23 protein-coding genes and 2 riboswitches are annotated in these 23,736 nt (G+C 59.4%); of the genes, 6 read left to right on the top strand and 17 right to left on the bottom strand.

The genetic code is table 11. From position 1 onward, the window contains the following. Positions 1 to 162 precede the first annotated feature (162 nt). From ASD54_RS19490 to ASD54_RS19465, 6 genes are all read right to left on the bottom strand, one after another. The gene (locus tag ASD54_RS19490; RefSeq protein ID WP_244484805.1) at positions 163 to 792 is read right to left on the bottom strand and encodes an ATP-binding cassette domain-containing protein; all 630 of its coding nucleotides are present in this window, start codon (positions 790 to 792) and stop codon (positions 163 to 165) included. Between the two features lie 23 nt (positions 793 to 815). Continuing rightward, positions 816 to 2,432: a thiamine/thiamine pyrophosphate ABC transporter permease gene (gene thiP, locus ASD54_RS19485; RefSeq protein WP_062556208.1), complete on the bottom strand. Its 1,617-nt coding sequence runs from the start codon at positions 2,430 to 2,432 to the stop codon at positions 816 to 818. A gap of 6 nt (positions 2,433 to 2,438) precedes the next feature. Beyond that, entirely contained in the window at positions 2,439 to 3,449 is a 1,011-nt protein-coding gene (thiB, locus tag ASD54_RS19480) for a thiamine ABC transporter substrate binding subunit (protein WP_062556304.1), read from the bottom strand. A 39-nt stretch (positions 3,450 to 3,488) separates the two neighbouring features. After that, positions 3,489 to 3,598: riboswitch (TPP riboswitch) on the bottom strand. A gap of 44 nt (positions 3,599 to 3,642) precedes the next feature. Then, entirely contained in the window at positions 3,643 to 4,095 is a 453-nt protein-coding gene (locus ASD54_RS19475) for a response regulator (protein WP_062556207.1), read from the bottom strand. Positions 4,096 to 4,245: 150 nt separating this feature from the next. Continuing rightward, positions 4,246 to 6,072, bottom strand: a complete 1,827-nt coding sequence (locus ASD54_RS19470) for an ABC-F family ATP-binding cassette domain-containing protein (RefSeq protein WP_062556206.1) — start codon at positions 6,070 to 6,072, stop codon at positions 4,246 to 4,248. A gap of 5 nt (positions 6,073 to 6,077) precedes the next feature. Then, entirely contained in the window at positions 6,078 to 6,731 is a 654-nt protein-coding gene (locus ASD54_RS19465; RefSeq protein ID WP_062556205.1) for a thiamine diphosphokinase, read from the bottom strand. Positions 6,732 to 6,849: 118 nt separating this feature from the next. On the opposite strand from ASD54_RS19465, the gene ASD54_RS19460 reads away from it, so the two are divergent. The 4 genes from ASD54_RS19460 to ASD54_RS19445 all read left to right on the top strand — a co-directional run bounded on the left by ASD54_RS19460 (position 6,850) and on the right by ASD54_RS19445 (position 11,107). Further along, positions 6,850 to 7,689 (top strand): MoxR family ATPase, encoded by an 840-nt coding sequence (locus ASD54_RS19460; protein WP_062556204.1) that lies wholly within the window; start codon positions 6,850 to 6,852, stop codon positions 7,687 to 7,689. A gap of 74 nt (positions 7,690 to 7,763) precedes the next feature. Then, a riboswitch (SAM riboswitch) is annotated at positions 7,764 to 7,841 on the top strand. 67 nt (positions 7,842 to 7,908) lie between these two features. After that, complete coding sequence (metA, locus tag ASD54_RS19455) at positions 7,909 to 8,829, top strand: homoserine O-succinyltransferase (RefSeq protein WP_062556203.1); 921 nt, start codon at positions 7,909 to 7,911, stop codon at positions 8,827 to 8,829. Between the two features lie 6 nt (positions 8,830 to 8,835). Beyond that, a complete protein-coding gene (locus ASD54_RS19450; RefSeq protein ID WP_062556202.1) occupies positions 8,836 to 10,017 on the top strand; it encodes a VWA domain-containing protein in 1,182 nt (393 codons plus the stop codon). Positions 10,018 to 10,087: 70 nt separating this feature from the next. Then, on the top strand, positions 10,088 to 11,107 hold the full coding sequence (locus ASD54_RS19445; RefSeq protein ID WP_062556303.1) for an aldose epimerase family protein: 1,020 nt from the start codon (positions 10,088 to 10,090) through the stop codon (positions 11,105 to 11,107). 44 nt (positions 11,108 to 11,151) lie between these two features. Here the strand turns inward: ASD54_RS19445 and speB are convergent, their stop codons facing one another. Beyond that, positions 11,152 to 12,195 carry an agmatinase gene (gene speB, locus ASD54_RS19440; RefSeq protein ID WP_062556201.1) on the bottom strand — a complete coding sequence of 348 codons (1,044 nt, stop codon included), beginning with the start codon at positions 12,193 to 12,195 and terminating at the stop codon, positions 11,152 to 11,154. Positions 12,196 to 12,335: 140 nt separating this feature from the next. On the opposite strand from speB, the gene ASD54_RS19435 reads away from it, so the two are divergent. Then, complete coding sequence (locus tag ASD54_RS19435; RefSeq protein ID WP_244484800.1) at positions 12,336 to 13,532, top strand: aminotransferase; 1,197 nt, start codon at positions 12,336 to 12,338, stop codon at positions 13,530 to 13,532. A gap of 59 nt (positions 13,533 to 13,591) precedes the next feature. Here ASD54_RS19435 and ASD54_RS19430 read toward each other — a convergent pair whose 3' ends face one another. The 5 genes from ASD54_RS19430 to ASD54_RS19410 all read right to left on the bottom strand — a co-directional run bounded on the left by ASD54_RS19430 (position 13,592) and on the right by ASD54_RS19410 (position 17,497). After that, the gene (locus ASD54_RS19430; RefSeq protein ID WP_062556199.1) at positions 13,592 to 14,167 is read right to left on the bottom strand and encodes a DUF2076 domain-containing protein; all 576 of its coding nucleotides are present in this window, start codon (positions 14,165 to 14,167) and stop codon (positions 13,592 to 13,594) included. Positions 14,168 to 14,200: 33 nt separating this feature from the next. Then, complete coding sequence (locus ASD54_RS19425; protein WP_062556198.1) at positions 14,201 to 14,911, bottom strand: Bax inhibitor-1/YccA family protein; 711 nt, start codon at positions 14,909 to 14,911, stop codon at positions 14,201 to 14,203. A 29-nt stretch (positions 14,912 to 14,940) separates the two neighbouring features. After that, entirely contained in the window at positions 14,941 to 15,714 is a 774-nt protein-coding gene (locus tag ASD54_RS19420; protein WP_062556197.1) for an anti-sigma factor, read from the bottom strand. After that, positions 15,701 to 16,249, bottom strand: coding sequence for a sigma-70 family RNA polymerase sigma factor (locus ASD54_RS19415; protein WP_062556196.1), 549 nt, complete (start codon positions 16,247 to 16,249; stop codon positions 15,701 to 15,703). The genes ASD54_RS19420 and ASD54_RS19415 overlap by 14 nt, the downstream gene beginning before the upstream one ends. Before the next feature lie 63 nt (positions 16,250 to 16,312). Continuing rightward, positions 16,313 to 17,497, bottom strand: a complete 1,185-nt coding sequence (locus ASD54_RS19410) for a citrate synthase family protein (protein ID WP_082547292.1) — start codon at positions 17,495 to 17,497, stop codon at positions 16,313 to 16,315. 99 nt (positions 17,498 to 17,596) lie between these two features. Here ASD54_RS19410 and ASD54_RS19405 point away from each other — a divergent pair, with 99 nt between their 5' ends. Continuing rightward, a complete protein-coding gene (locus tag ASD54_RS19405; RefSeq protein WP_062556194.1) occupies positions 17,597 to 18,712 on the top strand; it encodes a citrate synthase/methylcitrate synthase in 1,116 nt (371 codons plus the stop codon). A 256-nt stretch (positions 18,713 to 18,968) separates the two neighbouring features. Here ASD54_RS19405 and ASD54_RS19400 read toward each other — a convergent pair whose 3' ends face one another. The 5 genes from ASD54_RS19400 to nadA are packed head-to-tail and all read right to left on the bottom strand — an operon-like array spanning position 18,969 to position 23,700. Then, the gene (locus tag ASD54_RS19400) at positions 18,969 to 19,754 is read right to left on the bottom strand and encodes a class I SAM-dependent methyltransferase (RefSeq protein ID WP_062556193.1); all 786 of its coding nucleotides are present in this window, start codon (positions 19,752 to 19,754) and stop codon (positions 18,969 to 18,971) included. A gap of 47 nt (positions 19,755 to 19,801) precedes the next feature. After that, positions 19,802 to 20,329, bottom strand: coding sequence for a DUF2867 domain-containing protein (locus ASD54_RS19395; RefSeq protein WP_244484799.1), 528 nt, complete (start codon positions 20,327 to 20,329; stop codon positions 19,802 to 19,804). Further along, positions 20,322 to 21,179, bottom strand: a complete 858-nt coding sequence (gene nadC, locus ASD54_RS19390) for a carboxylating nicotinate-nucleotide diphosphorylase (protein WP_062556192.1) — start codon at positions 21,177 to 21,179, stop codon at positions 20,322 to 20,324. Before nadC ends, ASD54_RS19395 begins: the two co-directional genes overlap by 8 nt. Before the next feature lie 14 nt (positions 21,180 to 21,193). Continuing rightward, on the bottom strand, positions 21,194 to 22,729 hold the full coding sequence (locus tag ASD54_RS19385) for an L-aspartate oxidase (RefSeq protein WP_062556191.1): 1,536 nt from the start codon (positions 22,727 to 22,729) through the stop codon (positions 21,194 to 21,196). Then, positions 22,726 to 23,700 (bottom strand): quinolinate synthase NadA, encoded by a 975-nt coding sequence (gene nadA, locus ASD54_RS19380; protein WP_062556190.1) that lies wholly within the window; start codon positions 23,698 to 23,700, stop codon positions 22,726 to 22,728. Before nadA ends, ASD54_RS19385 begins: the two co-directional genes overlap by 4 nt. Between the last annotated feature and the right edge of the window lie 36 nt (positions 23,701 to 23,736).

Below are 23,736 nucleotides of genomic sequence, written 5' to 3'. Positions count from 1 at the left end.
AGATGTTTCTCCGTGAACCGCCTCAACTTACTTAAGTAGTTAGCGGCGAAAGGGCAAACATCATTCCGCTCTTTTCTTGCATTGCGGCATCGCATTGATGCAAGTCTAAAATGTGGCGCCGGAGTTAACGTCTCGTGAACCTTTGCAAGATTTCACCAAGCTCTAGAGGCGCTGTACAACTTCGCCGTTCTCGATATGGATGACGTTCTGCGCCAGACGGCTGATATCATCCGGGTTATGACTGACGAGAAGCACGGTATTGGCAGTTTCGCGATGCAGTTTCAGCAGCAGAGTTCCCATGTCCGCACGAAGGGCAGGGTCCAGCGCCCCAAATGGCTCGTCCAGCAACAGAAGCGGTTTCTTGCGTACAAGAGCGCGGGCGAAGGCCACCCGCTGCCGCTCACCGCCGGACAGGGTCGCGGGTTTGCGCTTCTCCATGCCTGATAGTCCTACCCAATCCAGTGCATCACCGACCGCGCGCCTGTCCTGCGCGGTCAGTTTCAGGGCCGGATCGATTCCAAGGCCGATATTGGTGAAGAGATCGAGATGGGTGAAGAGGTTGTTATCCTGAAATACAAGGGAGATCGGCCGCTCGGCGGGATGTGCGTTCGATAGATCATGGCCATTGATGATGACCTCACCGCTATCCGGCTGTTCGAAACCGGCAAGGAGATTCAGGAACGTCGATTTGCCTGATCCGGATGGTCCCGTGATGGCGGTTATGATGCCCGGTCTGACAGAGCAGTCGAAGTGGAATTTCGTCGCTCCGAGGTTGAAGCGAACATTGCGCATCTCGAGACCGGGACTGTGTTTGCTCATCTCTGTCGCCTGTTGCCTACGGTGCCAAGGATCGTGAAGCCCAGGCAGACCATGCCCAGCAGCAGCGCATACCCATCAGCATCCGCCGTTCTGTAGCTGCCCATGCTACTGTAGACCAGCCACGGCAAGGTTAGCAGATCCTGTGAACTGAAGAGCGCCACGGCCCCCAGATCGCCCAGCGAGAGCGCCATGGCAAAGGAGAGTGCCGTCAAGGCTGGCCTGAAGAGGACCGGCCAATCGACGATCCGGAAGCGGGCCCAGCCTGCCAGGCCAAGATGGGCGCAGAGCCTGTCCGTCTGTGCTGCATGGGTTCGAATGGCAGGCTCGATCACGCGGATCACGAAAGGAAGCGCCATCAGCATGTTGATCGCGGCGATAATTGCTGGTGCGAAAAAATTGACATCGCCGAAGGGCCTCAGTGACAGGAACCACCCGGTTCCCAGCACCACCGGCGGCACGAGCAGCACAAGGGAAGATGCTGCCGAAAGGCTTGACCCAAGCACGCGAGAGGCCCGGGAGCTGGTTCTTCGAGCGCAGAGCACATGATCGGCGCCAATGATCCCGAAACCGATGGTGACCGCTGACGCGCCTGCGCAGAATGCAATGGAAAGACTTGTGAGCAGTGCCTGCCGGAAATCTGGTTCCAGGGCGAGTCGCAAAAGGTCAGCCGACAGCCCGGACACGAGGATCATCGCAAGCGGCAGGATCAGAAAAGCGGCGGCCAGGAGAATGATGATGGCGTCGCTGCTGCGGGCAAGGCGCGAGCGGCCATCGTAGCGGTTCCACAATCGTCCTTCGCCGAGGGCCGTGTCTTCCGCTTTCGGCAGCAGGTTCAAGCAGAGCAATATGACTGTCGTCACTGCGATCTGCATTAAAGCCAGGGCAATTGCGCGCGGCGGATCGAAATCGAAACGCAGTGCCTGATAGATCGCTACTTCAAGCGTCGTGGCGGCAGGGCCGCCGCCTAGAACCAGCACCAGCGTGAAACTGGTGGCGCAGAGCATGAAGATAAGCCCGCTGGTCGCCGGAATGACACGCATAAGAGCGGGTAGCTCCACATGACGAAGAATAGACAACCGCCTCATGCCGAGACTTGCCGTCAACCGCCAGTATTCCTGGGGCAGCCGCTCCAAGGCCGCCAGCATCATGCGTGTTGCAAGCGGCAGGTTGAAAAAGACGTGGGCTATCAGAATACCGCTCAAGCCATAGATGCTGATGGGTTGCTCAAGACCCAAAGCTTGGAGCGCCTTGTTCACAAGTCCCTGTCGCCCGAAGATGCCAATGAGGCCGAGCGCACCTATAAGAACAGGCAGTCCCATGGGCACGGCCATGAGGCGCACGAGCCAGATACGCCCGGGGAATTTCGTCTGCCGAGCCAGTGCCAAGGCGACCGGCAGCGCAAGACACAGGGAAAGCGCAGTGGAAAGGGTAGCCTGCAACAATGTGAAACGCAGCAGGCTGAGGGTATAGTCGTCCACCACACTGCCCTGGACGAGACCGGTGGGAGCGAATGCCAGAAGAACTGCCACAGGAACCAGAACGAGCAAAGCGATGACGGTCAGGGCCGCAACGCCACCCGCCAGCCCGCGCTGCTGTTCAGACCGTGTCAGCATTCGGTCTTACTTTGCGCTCATGGCCGTCTGCCACTCGCGAATCCAGGCCTGACGATTCTTGGCAACCTCGGCTGATGGCATCAGAAAGGTTTTTTCTGGCTGCGGCAGTTTGGAAAAGGTGTCCGGCAGGGGGCTCGATGTCGGCGCGACTGGCATCATCCAGTTTGTCGTTGGAATGATCCCCTGAAACTCGGGGGATAGCGTGAAGGAGAGGAATTTGCGGGCCAGATCCTGGTTTTGGCTTGCCTTCAGCATGCCCGCCACTTCGATCTGAATGTAGTGTCCCTCTTCGAACTTCGCAGCCTGATAGCGATCCGTCTTTTCCTCGACCATGTGATAGGCGGGCGAGGTGACATAGGAGAGCACCATCGGCGCCTCGCCCTTGGTAAACAGGCCATAGGCTTCCGACCAACCGGGCGTGACTGTCAGAACGCGGTTCTTCAGCTTTGCCCACGCCTCTGGTGCCTTGTCGCCATAGACCGATTTGACCCAGAGAAGCAGGCCAAGACCGGGTGTTGACGTGCGTGGATCCTGGATCACGATTTTCTGCGAGGCATCGCCCTCAACCAGGTCTTTCAGGCTCTTTGGCGGCGTTTTCAGGACTTGTGTATCGTAGACGACGGCGAAATGCCCGTAGTCATAGGGAACGAAGACGTCGTCCTTGAAACTTCCGGGAACCTTGGCAGAGGTCGTGTCGATGCCGTGGGGTGCAAAAAGGCCTGTCTGCTTGGCTTCTTCAATAAGATTGGTGTCGAGGCCGAGGGCAATATCGGCCTTCGACGTCTGACCTTCCAGCTTCAGCCGCGTCAGCAGTGCCACGCCATCCGAAACGCCGACGAAGGTGACCGTGCAGCCACATGTCTTCTCGAAAGCCGCCTTGACCTTCGGTCCGGGGCCCCACTTCGAGATGAAGCTTTCATAGGTATAGACTGTGAGGCTTTTCGCTTCCTGAGCGTTGCTGGTCGGTGCCAGCAACAGACCGAGAAGACCACAAACAATTGCTAGGGGAGATTTCATCAACGCCACCTCGACCAAAAGAGTTCAGGGAATAGGCGTCGATTTGAACGGTCTAATCCCTCCGCCGGTGTTAACCGGATCAGGTTCCGCGGGTTGGCTTCCAGATGGAAAACCTCTCAGCCATCTTCATGGCACCCCGTTAGAGCGTCGAAACATGTATCGGGCGGCCCGCTGTTTGGCAAGCGGTCCGCGCTTATCGATTGGCAGCAGTCAATGTCCGCAACTGCTGGGGCATAGCCGCAATGCTGCCGATGCGGTTTGCAATGGCATAGGAAACGGTATCTTGCAGGATATGCGGCATGACGGGCTTCGTCAGGACACCGAGCGGGCGCACGTCCTGACCTTCCAGTTGTTCCGGGTTAGCCGTCATGAAGACGACGGTGATCCCGAACCGCTCTGCCAGCTCGCGTCCGATGGAGGGACCGGTGGCACCATCGGACAGATTGACGTCGACGAAGGCGATATCCGCGTGCGGGGCCAGCGCCAAAGCATGGTCTCGACCGCTGGCAAAACCGGCCACCGTCAATCCCATTTCCTCAATGGTCTCGGCGATATCGAGAGCGATCAGAAATTCATCTTCGACAATCAGGACTCGTTGATTCATGGCTGTATCTTCCAGCCGACGACGCATAACTTGAGCCGACATGGGGACATCCCTTCGTTGAACGCTAACATAGCCGGAACCGCATTTCCGACCCTGTAGCCTCCGAACGTGCCAATATGGGATTTGTTCCGGGACGTGACTCGAATCCGGAAAACTAACGAAACATTAATCTTAACATAAACTTAAGCGAGTTTAGCCTTCCAGCTCTTCCCGCAGCATTTCGAGCTCCAGCCATTCTTCTTCCATGGCTGTCAGTTTGGTGCGCAAGGCTTCCATCTCTGAGGCGAGGCGGTTGAAGGCAGCCGGATCCTTCGTGAAGAGATTTGGATCGGCCATCTTGGCCTCGCGGGCCGCAATGTCCTTGCCGATCTTGTCCATCTCTTTCGGCAGCTTTTCGAGCGCAAACTTCTGCTTGTAGGAAAGCTTGCCCTGCGCTTTGGGTGCCGAGGCTTGAGCGGGTGCGGAAGCGGCTTCCGCCTTGACCTTCTCCTTCTCGGCCTTGCGCTTTTCCTCCAGCGCGCCTTTGCGCTGCGCCATCATGTCCGTATAGCCGCCGGCATATTCAATCCAGCGTCCGTCAGGCGCTTCCGGATTTGCCGGCGCGATGGTGGATGTCACGGTGCGATCGAGGAAGTCACGATCGTGGCTGACAAGGATGACGGTGCCGCTGAAGCCGGAGACGATTTCCTGCAACAGGTCCAGCGTCTCGATGTCGAGGTCGTTGGTCGGCTCATCGAGGATCAGCAGGTTCGAGGGCCGTGCCATGATGCGGGCCAGGATCAGGCGCGCGCGCTCGCCACCGGAGAGGTTGCGGATCGGCGTGCGCATCTGCTCCGGCTGGAACAGGAAGTCCTTCATGTATCCAGCGACATGGCGCTGCTCGCCATTCACCAGCAGGTTCTCGCCACGTCCATCTGTCAGGTAGTGACTCAGCGTATCTTCAAGGTTCAGGTCCTCGCGCTTCTGGTCGAGCGTCGCGATTTCCAGATTGGTGCCGAGCTTGATCGTGCCGGAATCAGGTTCCAGTTGTCCTGTCAGCATTTTCAGAAGCGTCGTCTTGCCTGCGCCATTGGGGCCTACAAGACCGATGCAGTCGCCACGATGAACGCGGATGGAGAAAGGTGCTACGATCTGGCGCTCTTCATACCGCTTGGTGATGGCTTCCGCCTCGATCACCAGCTTGCCGCTTTCCTTGCCTTCGGTGGCGCTCGCCTGAATGGTGCCTTGCGGACCGCGATGGCCGCGGTATTCCGCCCGCAGGCTCTGCAGTTCACCAAGACGGCGCATATTGCGCTTGCGGCGTGCCGTCACGCCGTAGCGAAGCCAGTGCTCCTCGCGCTCGATCTGCCGCCCCAGCTTGTGTTGTTCCAGCTCTTCGGCTTCCAGCACCTCATCGCGCCAGGCTTCGAAATGGACAAAACCGCGATCCATGCGGCGGGAGGTGCCGCGATCCAGCCAGACGACGGCGGTCGAAACCTTTTCCAGAAAGCGGCGGTCGTGCGAGATAAGAACCAGCGCACTGCGGCTCTTCAGCATTTCGCCTTCCAACCATTCGATGGTTGGCAGGTCCAGATGGTTGGTCGGCTCGTCCAGCATCAGGATGTCGGGTTCAGGCGCCATGACACGGGCAAGTGCCGCACGGCGAGCCTCGCCACCGGACAGACGGCGCGGATCTTCCTCACCCGTCAGGCCCAGATGGCTGAGCAGGTAGGTTACGCGGTACGGGTCGTCACCCGGTCCCAGTCCCGCCTCGCAATAGGCCTGCACCGTCGTGTAGCCGGCAAAATCCGGCGCCTGCTCCAGATAGCGGATCGTGGAGGAAGGGTGGCGGAAGACTTCGCCCGATTGCGCTTCCACGAGCCCTGCAGCGATTTTCATCAGGGTGGATTTGCCTGAACCGTTGCGGCCCACAAGACAGATACGGTCGCCTGGCTCGACCTGAAAGTTGGCGCCGTCGAGCAGCGGCGTGCCACCGAAGCTTAAACGAATGTCATCGAGCTTGAGAATGGGAGGTGCCATGTGCGTCAGGCTCCGGTCATGTCATAGGGGCGGGCCAGCAGCATGGCGCGACCCTTGGAGAGCGTGACCGAAATCATCCCTTCCGCAATATTCGAGATGGTGCGGGAGGAGCCGAAAGTCAGTTTGAAATTCTTCAGAGGATAGCGCGCGTTGCGGATGGTCAATCCTTCCAGCACCGTAAAGCCGAGCACCGAAAACAGCGAACCCTTGGGCAGGTCCAGCTCCATTCCCGCATCATTGCACAGCGGGAAGGCTTCTTCCTCGCCAGAGGTCAGCATGACCTCGAAATTGTCTTCAGCAAGGCTGAGGGCCGAGAGATAGTGTTGCAGCACATGGTCCGATCGCTCGCCGCCGAGCGCACCAACGAGAATCAACCGTTCCGCGCCACGTGAAATCGCTTCCGCAATGGCAATTTCGCCATCGGTCGCCGCCTTGGAGGCAGGGTAAGCGCGGCGCTCGATCTTCGGATAGGCGGCCTTCAGCGCATCGTCACTGGAGTCGAAATCGCCAACCCATATTTCCGGTGTGAGGCCCAGCGCGCTCGCATGGCGAATGCCGCTATCGGCGGCGATCACGCGGCTGCCTTTCGTCACGGCACGCAGCCGGTCCGTCACGGTAATGTTGCCGCCCAGAAGAATGGAAAATGTCGGTGTGCTCATGGGGTCTGCCCATAGCCTATTCGCGGGGTAGAAGGAAAGCGGGATTCGCCGGTTTTCCGGCACTCTTGCTTCACGTCATCTCACTTATTAGGTTCGCGGCCAGCAGGGAGAATGAGAGATGCAGTTTACCGGAACCGCCGACTACATAGCCGACAAGGATTTGATGGTGGCCGTCAATGCCGCGATCCGGCTGGAACGCCCGTTGTTGGTGAAAGGCGAACCCGGCACCGGCAAGACCGAACTGGCGCGGCAGGTGGCGGCGGCGCTCGGTCTGGACATGATCGAGTGGAATATCAAATCCACCACCAAGGCGCAGCAGGGGCTCTATGAATATGATGCCGTTTCGCGCCTGCGCGACAGCCAGTTGGGCGATCCGCGCGTCAACGAGGTTTCCAACTATATCAGGCGCGGCAAGCTGTGGCAGGCCTTCGCCGCAGAACAAAAGGTCGTGCTTCTGATCGACGAGATCGACAAGGCCGACATTGAGTTCCCAAACGACCTTCTTCAGGAACTCGACCGCATGGAATTTCACGTCTACGAGACAGGCGAGACCGTGAAAGCCAAGGTGCGGCCCATTGTCATCATCACCTCGAACAATGAGAAGGAGCTGCCGGATGCCTTCCTGCGGCGCTGCTTCTTCCATTATATCCGCTTTCCGGATGCCGAGACGCTGTCGCGCATCGTGGAAGTGCACTATCCCGGCATCAAGCAGAAACTGGTGAGCGCGGCCCTGACCCAGTTCTACGAAATCCGCGAGATGCCGGGGCTGAAGAAGAAGCCCTCAACATCCGAGGCGCTCGACTGGATCCGGCTTCTGGTGTCCGACGATGTCGATCCGGACGATCTGCGCGCCGACGTCAAGAACGCTCTGCCGAAGCTGCACGGTGCCCTGCTCAAGAACGAGCAGGATGTGCATCTCTTCGAGCGGTTGGCGTTCATGGCGAGGCGCGAGCGGTAGGCGGGGAAGTGCGGTAGGCGGGGAAGTGCGGTCTCCAACCCTCATTGACCTTGGCGGAATAAGGGCCTATTTAGAAGGCTCATCGTGGTGATTTGGCCGGTCGGCTTGCAGCCACGTTAAATAAGTCGCTAAAGGGCCGCGAGAAGAGAGACAAATCCTTTTCCCCGGACCGGTCGCGACTATCGCCACCGGTTTTTTTGTTTTTGTCGAGTTGAAACCATGCCGATCAAGATTCCAGATACGCTTCCCGCTTTCGAGACGTTGGTCAATGAAGGCGTTCGGGTCATGACCGAGACGGTGGCCGTGCGGCAGGATATCCGTCCGCTGCAGATCGGCCTGCTCAACCTCATGCCGAACAAGATCAAGACCGAAGTGCAGATGGCACGTCTGGTCGGTGCTTCTCCCCTGCAGGTAGAGCTTTCTCTTGTACGGATCGGTGGCCACAAGGCGAAGAACACCTCTGAAGAGCACCTTCTGTCCTTCTACGAGACCTGGGAAGAGGTGAGGCACCGCAAGTTCGATGGCTTCATCATCACCGGCGCGCCGGTCGAAACGCTGCAGTATGAAGATGTTACCTATTGGGACGAGATGCAGCAGATCTTCGATTGGACGGAAACCAATGTCCATTCAACGCTGAATGTCTGCTGGGGCGCAATGGCGGCCATCTATCACTTCCACAAGGTGCCGAAGCACGAGTTGAAGGCGAAGGCGTTCGGCGTCTATCGTCACCGCAATCTCTGCCCGTCCTCCATCTATCTCAACGGCTTCTCGGATGATTTCCAGGTGCCGGTCTCACGCTGGACGGAGGTGCGCCGAGCCGATATCGAAAAGGTGCCGGGTCTGGAAATCCTGATGGAATCCGATGAGATGGGCGTTTGCCTCGTGCATGAGAAGCGCGGCAACCGGCTCTACATGTTCAACCATGTGGAATATGACTCCACCTCGCTGGCGGACGAATATTTCCGGGATGTGAACGCAGGCGTGCCGATCAAGATGCCGCATAACTATTTCCCGCACAACGATGTTACACTGACGCCGCAGAACCGCTGGCGCAGCCATGCGCATCTGTTTTTCGGCAACTGGATCAACGAGATCTACCAGACCACGCATTATGATCTGGAGCAGATTGGAATTCGGTAAGGCATCATGCTCATTCCCTTCTTCCTGAAGCTTAGACAAGCGAAAGTCCCGGTTACACTCCGGGAATTCCTGGATCTGCTGGGAGGAATGGAAGCAGGGCTTGCGGATTTTGATGTCGAAGCCTTCTATTTCCTTGCGCGTGCGGCGCTGGTGAAGGATGAGCGGTTCATCGACCGTTTCGATCAGGTGTTCTCTCAGCATTTTCGGGGTCTGACGGCTATCGCAGGTGCAGATGGCGTCGATGTCGAAACCCTGCCGGAAGACTGGCTTCGCAAGCTGGCCGAGAAGCATCTGACGCCGGAAGAGAAGGCGCTTGTCGAATCCCTCGGTGGCTTCGACAAGCTAATGGAAACGCTTAAGAAACGGCTGGAAGAGCAGAAGGGCCGCCATCAGGGCGGCTCGAAATGGATCGGCACCGCCGGAACCTCACCCTTCGGCGCTTATGGCTATAATCCGGAAGGCGTTCGGATCGGCCAGGAAGGCTCCCGTCATCGCAAGGCGGTGAAGATGTGGGACAAACGCGAGTTCCGCGACTTCGACGATAGCCGCGAAATCGGCACCCGCAACATCAAGATCGCTTTGAAGCGCCTGCGCCGCTGGGTGCGGGAAGGGGCTGCGGACGAGCTGGATCTTGCCGGCACCATTCGCTCTACCGCTGAACACGGCTATCTGGATGTGCAGACGCGGCCGGAGCGGCGCAACGCTGTGAAGCTGCTGATGTTCTTCGATGTCGGCGGCTCGATGGACGATCATGTCATGGTGGTCGAGGAACTGTTTTCTGCGGCCCGCGCCGAGTTTCGGCATCTGGAGCATTTCTACTTTCACAACTGCCTTTACGAGAGCGTGTGGCGCGATAATCGCCGCCGGTCCGAGCGTCTGCCGGTCACCGATATCCTGCGCAGCTATGGCCCGGACTATAAGGTCATCTTCGTTGGTGATGCCACCATGAGCCCCTATGAGATTACCCATGCAGGGGGTTCCGTCGAGCACTGGAACAAGGAGCCGGGGGCGGCGTGGATCGCCCGAATGACCGGGCATTTTCATCGTGTCGCCTGGATCAATCCGGTGCCGCAGGGGCATTGGGACTACACGCAATCGCTTGTCATCATGCGTCAGCTGCTGAATGACTGCATGTTTCCGCTGACCTTGCAGGGGCTGGAGCAGGCCACGCGGCAACTCGCCCGCTGATATATTTCAAGGATTGCGAAGCGCAGGATTTTGGCGCAGTTTGCCGCGCAAATTCGAAAGGACGATAATGATGACGACGCAGGGCGAAATCTTCGGCACCACTCCCAAGGGCGAAACGGTTTACCGGGTGAAGATTTCCGGCGGCGGGCTGACCGCCCATGTCATCACCTGGGGTGCTGTCATTCAGGATCTGCGCCTTGAAGGACACGATGCACCTCTGGTGCTGGGCTTCGACAATTTCGATGATTATCCGAACTATTCCTCCTATTTTGGTGCGACACCGGGGCGCGTTGCCAATCGCATCGGCAAAGGCCAGTTCACGCTGGATGGCAGGCATTATCAGCTGGATCTGAACCAGAACGGCAATACGCACCTGCATGGCGGCAGCGATGGGCTGGGCAAGACCAACTGGACGATCATTGCGCATGCGGAAAACAAGGTCATCCTGCAGGTCACCGATCCCGATGGCCGCGGCGGTTATCCGGGCAATTGCACGGTGACGGCAACCTATGAGCTCAAAGATGAGGGCGTTCTGAACGTCGTCTATGAGAGCGTGACGGATGCGCCGACGCTCGCCAATATCTGCCAGCACACCTATTTCAACCTCGATGGCCGGGACGATACGCTGGGCCACGACATCATGATTGCCGCCGATCATTATCTGGAGCTCGACGAACATCAGGTGCCGACAGGCAAGCAGGTGCCGGTGGCAGGAACCCCTATGGATCTGCGACAGCTTGGTTCATTGCGCCGCACGGATGAAAACGGCGCGCAGGTGGATTTCGACCACAATTACTGCCTCTCCAACGAACGTGTGGAGAAGCGGTCTATTGCGCTGGTGCGCAGCGTCAATTCCGGCGTTTCTCTGGAAGTCCGCACCACGGAGCCGGGGGTTCAGCTCTATGGCGGCTTCAAGCTGAAGCCGACCGTTCCCGGTCTCTCCGGCAAGCTCTACGGTCCTTATGCGGGGCTCTGCCTGGAAACGCAGATCTGGCCGGATGCCATCAATCACCCGGGCTTCCCGAACGCGGTGCTGCGCCCTGGCGAAGTGCTTCGCCAGGAAACCGATTACGTCTTCTCCAAGAGCTGATTGAGGATCAAGCTGGCCGTTTCGGTCAACGGCCAGCTTCCCTTTCAGGTTTTCAATGCCGGGCTGAAGGCCATCAGGCTCAGCAGTTCGAACAGAACCTGTGCTCCCGCATGGGCGGTGTTATGGGTGGCGTCATATTCGGGCGCCACTTCCACCACGTCGCCGCCGACAAGGTTGATGCCCTTCAGGCCGCGCAGCAGTTCCAGAACTTCGCGCGTCGTCAGGCCTCCCACTTCCGGCGTCCCTGTACCAGGTGCGAAAGCCGGATCAAGGCTATCGATATCGAAGGAGATGTAGGTCGGGCCGTCGCCGACGATGGCGCGCGCCTTTTCGATGATGGCGGGAAGCCCGAGCCCGGTCACCTCTTCGGCATGAATGACCGTCATCCCGCTCTCGTAGGAAAACTCCCAGAGATATTCCGATGAACCGCGAATGCCGATCTGTATCGTTCGGGTTGGATCCAGCACGCCATCCAGAACGGCATTGCGGAACGGCCCGCCATGATGGAATTTCGTCTGGTCGAAAGAGCCGCCAGTATCGCAGTGCGCATCGATATGGATCAAGCCTACTGGCCTGTTCTTGCCGACTGCCTTGAGAATGGAATGGGTAATAGAGTGATCGCCTCCAACCGCGAGCGGCACCACACCCGCATCGACGATCTGGTTGAAGCGTTTTTCGATGTCCTCGTGGCTCATCTCGAGCCGGTATCGGCTGCGGAAGGGAACGTCTCCGATATCAGCAACTCGTAACTCGTGCACCGGTGTACAGCCAAGCACGTGGTTATAGGGGCCGATGCGGTCGATTGAGCGGAGCGCGCGTGGCCCAAAGCGTGAGCCGGGACGATTGGTGACGCCAAGATCCATCGGGACGCCGATCAGGGCGACCTGAAGATCCTGAAAATCCGGGTTGTCGGCTGCGACGGCAAGGTGTGGCGCATAGAGGAGAGTGGGGATGCCGGCATAGGGAGCGGCCCGCGTTCCGTTCTTGAAGACCTTGGTGCCGACCTTGGCAAAGGCCGGATCGAAGATCTCGCCGCCTTCTCCATACTTTGCCCGCAGTGCCGCCAGTTTCTCATCATTCCAGGCCATGACCACAATCCCGATTGCTGCTGTAAAAATGGGCGACGGACTATCCTGCCTTCGCTTTCAGCAATATCGAACGAAAAGACATTCTAAATCAATTGACTTTTTGGCGTTGAGCCATGCTGATGCTGGCCAGAGAGTCTGAAATGAGATTGCCGAACCCCATGTCATCCGTGCCCGCCTTCAACCCTTTGATCGAACAGATTTCACCTCCGCCAGTACCCTCTGTGCAAGCCTGGGCGCGGGCCTATGATGGTGCAAAAGGTCCACTGATTGACCTGTCGCAGGCGGTACCGGGCTATCCTCCGCACCCGAAAATGCTTCATCTCCTGGGCGAAGCGGCATCCTCGCGCGCCTCGACCGGCTACGGCCCCATCGAGGGCGATGGTATTTTGCGGGAGGCTTACGCTACGCATGTCAGCGAGGTTTACGGGGCGTCTCTCGCGTCGGGACATGTCCACATCACCTCCGGCTGCAACCAGGCCTTCATCTGCGCAATCATGGCTGTTGCGGGTGCAGGCGATACCGTCTTGATGACCAATCCCTACTATTTCAACCACCAGACCACGCTTGCCATGCTGGGGATCGCAACCAAGCTTGTCGAGTGCCGGGCGGAGAACGGCTTCCTCCCAACGGCGGCGGATATCGAGGCGCAGATAGGGTCTGGCGTGAAGGCGCTGGCACTGGTTTCACCGAACAATCCGACGGGTGCGGTTTATCCTCCCGCGCTTCTGGCGGAGATCGCCGAGCTTTGCCGATCGCGCGGTGTCTGGCTGATCCTGGACGAGACCTATCGGGATTTTCTGGCCACCGAGGGTGCGCCGCCGCATGCGCTTTTCTCACGTCCGGACTGGGAGAGTTCGATCGTCTCGGTCTACAGTTTCTCAAAGAGCTTCTGTATTCCCGGCCATCGGCTCGGTGCCATCACGGCTGGTCCCGCTTTCATCGCACAGGTGGCGAAGGTCATGGATAATCTGCAGATCTGTGCGCCGCGCGCGGGTCAGGCTGCCGTGGCTACCGCGTTGCCGCTTCTTGCCGATTGGCGGGAGGAGAACAGACAGGAAATTCTACGACGCGCAAAGGCTCTGTCCGACGTCATGCACAGCGTTTCGGACTGGAAGCTCGATGCCTTGGGGGCCTATTTTGCCTTCGTGCGGCACCCTTTCGAAGGCGTCGGTTCGGCAGAGGTGGCGGAAGCACTGGCCAAAAAGGCCGGCGTTTCTTGCATTCCAGGCAGCTATTTCGGGCCCGGTCAGGAGCAGTATCTGCGGTTTGCCTTTGCCAATGCCGATGTGGACGGGCTCACGATGCTGGGTCAAAGGTTGAGCAGTTTCACGCTATAAAAATGCCCGGACCTTTCAGTCCGGGCAAGTTCAAGTCCGTCTATCAAGAGGGATAGAAATCAGAACTGCATGTCTTCTTCCATGCCTGCATCATCTGCCGGTTCCTCGGCGGGAGTTTCGGCTGCCTGCGCCTCGTCGCCGCCAATCATGCCTGCAATGGCGTTACCCAGAAGCACACCGCCAGCCACGCCCATGGCTGTCTGTGCCGCACCGGCGAGGAAGCCGCCGCCACGGGCCGGTTGCGCGTGACCAAAGCCCTGCTGCTGGCCGCCCCATGGGTTGCCGGGGTTGCGGGGGCCAGCCTGCATTCCACCAGGCATCATGCCTTGATTTGATGCTTGCGGTGCAGGGCGTGCGGGCTGCGAACTGCCGAACAGGCTGGAGAAGAAGCCGCCGCCGGAGGCAGGGCGGGACGAAAGCTGGTATTCCAGCTCCTCGATCCGCCGCTGCGCCTGATCTAGCGCCTGTTCCTGCACAACGATCGTCTGCGCCATGAAATAGGGTGCTCCGGGTTGGCTGGCGATGCGATCACGAATGAAGGCATCCGCTTCCGCATCGCGTGGTCCGGACTGACTTTCCACATGGGAAAGCTTGCCGAACAAACCCTCGATCGCCTGGCGGTCGTTGTAGTCCATTGTAGAGTTCCTCCTTGAGGTTGTTTGGACTGGTTACTCTTCGCGCTGACCCGTGAGGCTCAGCAGAAGCTGGAAGATGTTGACGAAGTTCAGGTAGAGCGAGAGAGCGCCGAACACGGCAAGCTTCTGCTGGCTTTCCTGGTCGAAGTTCTCGGCATACTGCTCCTTGATGTTCTGGGTATCCCAAGCAGTCAGGCCGACGAAGACGATGATGCCGATGACGGAGACAGCAAACTGCAGCGCGCTGGAGCCGAGGAAGATGTTGACGATCGAGGCGATCATCACACCGATCAGGCCCATGATCAGGAACGAACCGAACTTTGCCAAATCACGCTTCGTCACATAGCCGTAGAGGCTGGTTGCGCCGAACATGGTGGCGGCGATGAAGAAGGTGCGTGCGATGCTGGCGCCGGTGAACACGAGGAACACGGAAGCGAGCGAAAGGCCCATGACGGCACAGAAGGCCCAGAAGGTCATTTGTGCGGCAGAGGCTGACATCGTCTGGAGCTTGAAGGAGAAGAAGAAGACGAAGGCGAGCGGGGCCAGCATCACCACCCACTTCAGCGGGCTGGAGAAGATCGGCACGTAGAGGGCAGGCGTCGTGCCGACGATGAAGGCAACGATGCCGGTGATGATGAGGCCGAGGCCCATATAGTTGTAAACGCGCAGCATGTGCTTGCGCAGTCCCTCGTCAAAGGCGGCCTGGGACTGGATGGCCGGATTGTATCCAAAACGCGGATTCATGGCTTACTCCTGTGGGTTGTTCTTCATGTTCAGTAGAGAGAGCGGGCAAGGCGCTCCGCCTCCTGGCTAAGACGCGAGGCATCCTGCCGCTCCGAAACCAGCGCATAGGCTACTTCGCCAATCTGCCAGTAGGAGGCTTGCGTGCCGCCTTCGCGGGCCTGCGCCACCTGCTGCACGGCAAAGAAGCCGGGACGCACGGCAAAGAGCGAAAGCTTTCTCTCTTCTTCATCCGTCAGCGACATCTCGACGCTCGGACCGAAGGCGGACGGGAAGATCTGCACGTCGCTGACCTTCCATTCCTTCGGGATCTGAGGGATCACGATGGCGGTTGCCGAGCGGATCTCCGCTGCATCGTAGCGCGACGAGCCTGCCTGGGAGGGCATGCTTTCCCGTAAGATCGACGTATCATGCGCCCGTATGGCCTCTTCCACGAAGGCCGGTGCAGGCGTGGAGGCCTCTACCTTGGAAATGGTCAGCGGGCCGTAATGCTGGCTCAGCATCCATCCTGCCGCCACCAGCGCCACCGTTGCCGCCATTCGCTGAAACGTGCGCAGGTAGGCACCTCGCGACAAGGCAGATTGAAGGCGGCGTGCCGCCTCCCGCGTTTCGGCCCGACCATGGTTACGCCCGCTCGACAAAGCCAGGCGAAGTTCGCCACGGATCGCCAGATCCGCCATGACGCGCGCGGCCACATCCGGGTTTTCCGACAAATAGGATTCCACCTCGATCCGACGGCTGGCTGTCAGCTGGTCGTCGATATAGGCTTCGAGATCGGAACTCTGGATCGGGTCAACGGGTGTCATCGCGGCCCCCTTCAATTAGTCTCAAGTGATTGGCATCCAGCGGCTTGCGGCCGCTTTCTTCGAATTCCCGCAGCCGCTGGCGTGCGCGGGAAATGCGCGACATCAGCGTGCCGACGGGAATGGACAGCGCATTGGCGGCTTCCTGGTAGGAAAGACCTTCAATGGCCACCAGATGCAGCGCATCGCGCTGCTCTTCCGGCAGAGCAAAGAAGGCTTCCCGCAACTGCTTCAGCCGGATGGATTGATCCGGGTCCGGATGATGCGCGGTTTCCGCCACCTCGGCTGCTGCATTGTGCCGGTTGTCCGTCGAACGCTGACGGCGTAGCCTGTCGATATGCGTGTTATGAACGATGGAGAGCAGCCAGTTGCGCAGGTTGCCGCCGGTGCGAAAAGTGGATTTCTTTTCGTAGGCGCGCACCAGCGCGTCATGCACCAGATCTTCCGCATCGTCCGCGTTGCGAACGAGCGAACGGGCATAACGCCGAAGCGTTGCCAGCTGGTTCAGAACATCGAACGGGTTTCTCTTGTCGCTCATGCCCCAATATACGGAGCGGCCATGAAATTTATTCCGAAGCGGATGCGATTTTTTTCGCAGTGCTTACGAAATTTCCGGGCCGACATAGCGAGCGCGGGGGCGAATAAGCTTTTCATCCTGCCGCTGCTCCAGCGCATGGGCAATCCAGCCCGTCGTTCTGGCAATGGCGAAAAGCGCAAGGGCGGAACCGCGCGGAAGCCTGAGGCTGCGCCGCAAGGCGACCAGCGCCACATCACATGTGGGCAGCTGCCCTGCCGTTTCCAGCATCACCCGCAGAAGATCGTCTCTCGAAGGATCGGCAGGAAGATGCGGCAGAAGGGCTGCCGCGCGCGGATCGCCGTTCGGATAGAGCGGATGGTGGAAGGCTGGGATGCTGTCGCCTCGTCGCAGCCGTTCCTCCACCACCTGCTCCGCATTGCCCACCCGTTCCAGCTCATCGAACAGCAGTTCCACGAGGCTGGTCATGCCGCCATGCATGGGGCCGCTCAGGGCGGAAAGTCCGGCATTAAGGCAGGCACCCAACGAAGCACCCGTTGAGGCCACCACGCGCACGGCAAAGGCGGAGGCATTCAACTCATGATCCGCCAGGAGAACCAGCGCCCGCCGTATCAGATCGGCCTCTTTATCATCTACGCCCCAGTGTTCTGCAAGAAACAGATGGAGAGGTTCGATGCTTGCCTGGGTATTGACGGACGCCGCCGCCACGCCGCGCAAAAGGGCGCTCGCACGGGGCCATAGGCGACGGTTATCCCGCTTCCAGGCGGTCACGCGGCCTGAATCCAGAAACGGCAGCAGCGTCTGGCAGCGTTCCGTCAGCGGAAGTGATTGCGTCAACGCCAGAAGCTCTGGTTCCCAGGCGTTCGGTTGCGCCTTGGCATCTTCGAAGGGATCGAACTCACCGCACTGCCAGAGAAGGCGAGCCACATCTTCCAGCGTGGCGGTTTCCGCCAGTTCCGCCGCATCCTGCCCGCGATAGGCCAGATGTCCATCGGTAATCCGCGTTATCGACGAGGTCAGCACCGGCAGGCCCCAATCCAACGCCTGTGCTGCTGCTTCCTTGGGTTTGCGGCCCACGCTCTTGCGCTTCTTCAAAGCCTCAATGTCATGCACGCTGTAGAGCCTGCGGCGCGGGTCATCCCCTGTTCCACTCGTTTGAACCAGGCCGCGGCTCACATAGGCATAAAGCGTGGCGCGGCTGATGCCAAGTTCGGCGGCGGCGGCATCGGCAGTGATAAACTTGTCGGTCATGGTGAGATAATTCTGACATTGATTATATTGATCAAGATTGACCATATAGATGCACTGCAACATCCTCAAGCTAATTAATCTGGTTTGAGGAGTAGAGAGATGACCATCAACGCTGTTGCACAAACCCTTGCAGGCCAACCTGTTGCTGCGGGTCTGGATGATGTGGTGGCGGCGGAAACCCGCCTCAGCCATGTGGATGGGCAGGCTGGTGAACTCATCATCCGAGGCTTCCACCTTCATCAGCTTGCCGACTGGTCTTTCGAGCAGGTGCTGGAACTCTTGTGGCGCGACCTGACCCCGGAGCCGATGGATGCAGCACAGATAAGTGCGGCTCTCGGCAAGGCGCGCCTCAGGGCGCACACGCTCATGCAGCCGCTTCTGCCGGGTCTCGCCCATCTCAATGCGGTCGAGGGTTTGCGCCTTCTGCTCTCCACCCTGCCGGATGAGGAAAATATGCCGCATCATGTCATGGCGGTTGGCGCGGTGCCGGTGTTTGCAGCCGCCATTGCACGTCAGGCGGCGGGCCTCAAGCCCATCGCGCCGGATGCGTCCCTTTCCCATGCGGAAGATTTTCTCAAGCTCCTGCGTAATGAAGTACCGACGAGCGACAAGGTGAAAGCGCTCGACACCTATCTCGCCACCGTGTCGGATCACGGACTGAACGCTTCCACCTTCACGGCGCGGGTCATTGCTTCCACCAAGGCCGGAATGTTCTCGTCTGTCGTTGGCGGGCTCTGTGCTCTGAAAGGGCCTCTGCATGGCGGCGCGCCGGGTCCAGTTCTCGATATGCTGGACGCGATTGGCACGGAGAAGAACATCCGACCCTGGCTGACGGATGCGCTGGCGCGCGGCGAGAGGCTGATGGGCTTCGGGCACCGCATCTACCGCGTGCGCGATCCACGCGCTGATGTCCTGAAGGCGGCCGTCTCGAGGCTCAAGGAGGGATCAGAGCGCATCGGTTTTGCGGGCAAGGTGGAGGCGGTTGCGCTGGAACTTCTGAAGGAAAAGAAGCCGCTTCGCCCGCTGCAAACCAATGTGGAGTTTTATACGGCCCTGATGCTGGAAGCAGTCGGCTTCCCGCGTGAAAGCTTCACCAATGTGTTTGCTGCTGGCCGTATGGCAGGCTGGACCGCCCATGTGCTGGAGCAGGAACAGACCGGCCGCCTCATTCGCCCGCAATCGCGTTACATCGGGCAAAGGGCGGGGAGCTTCTAGGCTCCCCCCATCGTCCTGGATTTGACATGCGTCAACATGGCCAATGTCGAAGGCTGATGTTTCGGGATACTGGTCCGCATATTCAATAGTGCAGAGATATGCGTATGCAATCCGCTTCTGTCTGGGACTGGTTCCCTTACGTCTTTTTTCCGTTCAAGATCCTCGTTCTTGGTGTTGGCATGTTCTACGCCATCAAATGGCACCACGATCAGGCGAAGAAGTAGCGGATTACCAAGGGGTGCTGAACGTCCCCTATTCAAGGTCTTCTTGCTGTCACGATCAGAAGAAATGCGCCGAGATCCCGCCATCTGGAAAACCGGGGAACTGCTTCACACGCCTTGGATGTTGGTCGCGGCTCGTCGATCCTTGAGATGACGAAGCCAGTGGAGGCCACTGCGTTCAGGTAGTCGCTCATCGTTCGCGGAAACCGTGGAATTGCGAAGGGCATCACATCTTCATCTTTCGGGCGATCACCGAAACGCCAGCGTTCCAAAAAACTTGTCTTGTCAAAATATCGCGCCACCCGAAGGCTCGTCGTTCGGCCTTCTGCGTCCTTTTCCCACCCAAGGCCCGGCGTGATGAAGCAGGGGTGCAGAACGCTGAAGTGCAGGAAGCCGTTCGGACGCAGCAACCGGAAGGCTTCGCGCATGGCGCCCTCCAAGTCCGGTCCGTCCATCAAAGCCATTGTCGACACGACGGCATCAAATGATTGGTCAGGCAAACCGCAATGATCGCTGTAGGAGGCGATGTGGTACCCGATATCCAGCGGATCCGCTTCCTCGGCTTGCCTGGCGTGTCCGATCATCTGGCTGGAGATATCGATGCCGGTCAGGCGTGCTCCCTGCTGAGCAAAAACGCGTGTATTGGTGCCTTCGCCGCATCCAAAATCAATGACGTCCTTGCCATCGATGGATGGTAAGGCTTCCAGAAATGCGGGGAATGTAAAGAGATCGCGATAAACATCGAAGCCCGCCCGAACGTCGCGTGTCCATTGTTGAGCATTCGCGTTCCAATGCTTTGCGACGTCAATTAGATCGCTCATGCCATCTCCTATCCTGATTTCGCTAAGCATCGTTCGTTTGAGACGTCTCACCCAGAGTTAGAACGGCGCGTCAGCACTTTGGCCAAATGCATGAGGTCTCGCTTCACGATGATCTTATGCGCTGGCCCCACCGGCAACATGTAAGCTCTGCCGAATGCGTTGTGTGTGACAACTGACGCCGTGACACTGAGAACGCAGTCCTTGACCAACAGGCAGATCATGACATCCAGATGGCGATCTCGGACTGTCAGAATCAGCCTATTGGGGGTTACATCCTCAACAAGGAAGAAATCCAGCTGATCGCCCACCTGAACGGTTTCGACCTTCGAACCCGAGAAGCCGCCGATCCTTTGCACGCCGAACCTGGACGAAATCATATCCCTGATTTTGAAGGCCAGTTGCAGGATCGGCTTTGGTCCGCCTGTCGCAATGTTCCAGGCTTCAAGGGGTGTTATCGCGAAAGGCAATAGGATGGACTGGTGGTCGTAATAGTCCAGCTGGCTAACTGACTTCAACGTCCTGATGGGTGAATCCGCTTCCTGCACCATTATTTCCTGCGGGGTTTTCTCACCCATTCGCTTCCCAATCCAGTCCGATATCGAGTGTCGGGGCGCTGTGGGTGATCCAGCCGACGGAGAGAAGATCGACGCCGCTTTCGGCAATGGCGCGGGCGGTGTGGGGCGTGATGCCGCCGGAGGCTTCGGTGAGTGCGCGGCCATCCACGAGCGCCACAGCTTGCGCAAGCTGCGGGGGCGTCATATTGTCGAGCAGCACGGCATCGACGCCTTCTTCCAGCACCTCGCGCAGTTGATCCAGCGTATCCACCTCGATCTCGATCTTCACCATGTGGCCTGCTGCGGCCTTGGCGCTCTGGATCGCAGCTCTCACGCCGCCTGCAATGGCGATGTGATTGTCCTTGATTAGGATTGCATCATAGAGCGCGAAGCGGTGGTTGATGCCGCCGCCAGCCCGCACCGCATATTTTTCCAGCGCCCGCAGGCCCGGTGTTGTTTTGCGCGTGCAGGCAAGCTTTGCCTTGGTGCCGGAAATCGCATCCACGATGGAGCGCGTGACGCTCGCCACGCCGGAAAGATGCCCCATGAAGTTCAGAGCCGTGCGCTCCGCCGTTAGAAGCGCATGGGATGAACCTTCGACGGTCGCAATCAGCGTGCCGGGTTCCAGCCGCTCACCGTCCTTCACATGGCTGAGCATGCGAATAGTGGGGTCGATGAGTTCGAAGGCGAGCGCTGCCACATCCACGCCCGCAAGGCACCCGGCCTGACGGGCGCGAAATTCCAGCCGCGAGCGATGGCCTGCCGGTACGACGGCGGCGGAGGTAATGTCACCCGCAGCGCCCAGATCTTCCTGAAGCGCCAGACGAACAGCCGGTTCAAATACCGGCCGAGGCAGGGGGGCAAGCTGCATGGGATAACCTTATCTCAGGCGGTGAGGGAAAGCGGTGCATTTTCCACCGCCCGTGTGCGTTCGATGATTTCGGGCAGGGTCAGAAACTGGCGCGTTGGCTGCGACGAGGTTTGCGGAAAATCCGTCCGCGCATGGGCGCCGCGTGATTCCCGCCGTTCAAGCGCGAAGGCGGCAATGGCAAGCGCCACGAGTGCCGCATCCGAACCCTGTTCCAGCGCCAGTGGCCGGAGCTGGTTGATCGCCTGCTTCAACCCCGCCTCATGCCGCAGCACGCCGAGACTGCGGGAAACCAATGCGCGAAGGCTCGCATCGGGTGGAGCCACGCGCCGGGGCTCGACTGGTTCCAGATAGGCCGGTGCCGGATGCGGCGTGGTGCGGGCGATGTCTTTTGCCGCTGCAAGCCCCATCACCGTTGCTTCTAGCAGCGAATTGCTGGCCAGCCGGTTTGCGCCATGCAGGCCGGTTGCCGCCACTTCGCCCACGGCCCACAGACCTTCCACCCTGGTTCGTCCGGCAAGATCGGTGGCCACGCCGCCCATGTGGTAGTGAACAGCGGGGCGGACGGGGATTGCCTCTCGGGCAGGATCGATGCCGGCATCCTGGCAGAGCGCGGTGATACTGGGAAAACGGGCCGCGAAGCGGTTTCCAAGGGTTGGTCGCGCATCAAGGAACACGCGCCCGCCACGGGCAATTTCCGCGCTGATGGCGCGCGCCACTACATCGCGCGGTGCAAGTTCCGCCCCCGGCACATCGGCCATGAAGCGCTCGCCCCGTTCGTTGCGCAGTTGCGCACCTTCGCCGCGCACCGCCTCGCTGATGAGGGCAAGCGGCGTGCGTGGGCTGGCAAGCGCTGTCGGGTGGAACTGCACGAATTCCATATCGGCAAGTGCGGCACCGGCGCGCGCCGCAAGCGCAATGCCCTGGCCGAAATTACCAGTCGGATTCGTCGTTGCCTCGTAAAGCCCGCCAATGCCGCCGGTTGCCAGCACCACGGCGCTGCCGAGGAGCGTTTCGGTTGAACCGCCAGCGGCAATTTCCACGCCCACAACCCGGCCTTCCGCCACCAGCAGACGCTGCACTTGCGCACCCGCCATCACAATGATCGAAGGCGTATCCAGCACCTGTCGGATCAAGGCATTCACGACGGAAGCTCCGGAAGCATCGCCACTGGCATGCACAATGCGGCGGCGGCAATGGGCGGCTTCGAGCCCGAGCGAGAATTCGCCATCTGACGTTCGGTCGAATTGCACGCCCTGACGTTCCAGCCAGTGGATGGCATCGGCAGCGCGGGCGAGAATGAAGCGCGCCGCGTTTTCATCCACCAGACCGTCACCGGCGGCCAGCGTATCGGAGAGATGAAGCTCCGCGCTGTCATCGGGGCCGACGGCTGCGGCAATGCCTCCCTGCGCCCAGGCGCTGGAGGTCTGCTGCCCAAGACCCGCCTTGGTGATCAGCAGAACCTTGCGCGGTGCCAGTGCCAAGGCTGTCGTCAGGCCTGCAATGCCGCTGCCAACGACGATAACCGGCAGGGCCGTGCTTGGCGTGCTCATTTCACGGCCAGCATGCGTTCGACAGCAAGGCGCGCCTTGTCCGCGACGGCGGGGTCCACGGTTACTTCATGCGTGCCGGTTTCCAGCGCCTCGCGAATATTGGCAAGCGTAATGCGCTTCATGTGCGGGCAGAGATTGCAGGGGCGGATGAACTCCACATCCGGATTGTTGGCTGCCACATTGTCGCTCATCGAGCATTCAGTCAGCAGCACCACGCGCGGCGGCTTCTCTTTGGCGACATAATCGGACATCACGGCAGTCGATCCGGCAAAGTCGGCCTCTAGTACCACGTCCGGCGGGCATTCCGGGTGGGCAAGCACGATAACGCCCGGATGCGCCTCACGCAGATCGCGAATATCCTGCGGGGTGAAAAGCTGGTGAACCTCGCAATGGCCCTTCCAGGCAATCAGTTCCACATGGGTTTGTCGGGCCACGTTTTGCGCCAGATATTCGTCCGGCAGCATCAGGACTTTTGGAACGCCGAGTGATTCCACCACTTCCTTGGCATTGCCGGAGGTGCAGCAGATATCCGAAGCGGCTTTTACGGCGGCTGACGTGTTCACGTAGGTCACGACGGGAACGCCCGGATGCGCCTGCCGCAAAAGGGCGATATCTTCCGGCGTGATGGAGTCGGCCAGCGAACAGCCAGCCCGCATATCCGGGATCAGAACAGTCTTCGACGGGTTCAGCAGCTTGGCGGTTTCCGCCATGAAATGCACGCCCGCCAGAACGATTATGTCGGCATCGACGTCCATGGCCTTGCGAGCCAGCGCCAGACTGTCGCCCACGATATCAGCCACGCCGTGGAAGATTTCCGGGGTCTGGTAGTTATGCGCCAGAATGACCGCGTTCTTCGTGCGCTTCAATTCGAGGATGGCTGCAACGTCGGCCTCATGCGCCATCCATTCGGCCTTGGGCATGATCCGGCTGACCCGCTCATACAGCGCAGAAACGGAAACGGGAGAATTCATGGCGACCTCCTTTATACTCGACTTGAGTATATCGCG

The sequence above is a fragment of the Rhizobium sp. Root149 genome (assembly GCF_001427345.1).
GTDB lineage: Bacteria > Pseudomonadota > Alphaproteobacteria > Rhizobiales > Rhizobiaceae > Neorhizobium > Neorhizobium rhizoryzae.
Note: the sequence above shows the minus strand (reverse complement) of the source record. Positions and strands in the feature narration are given on the sequence as shown.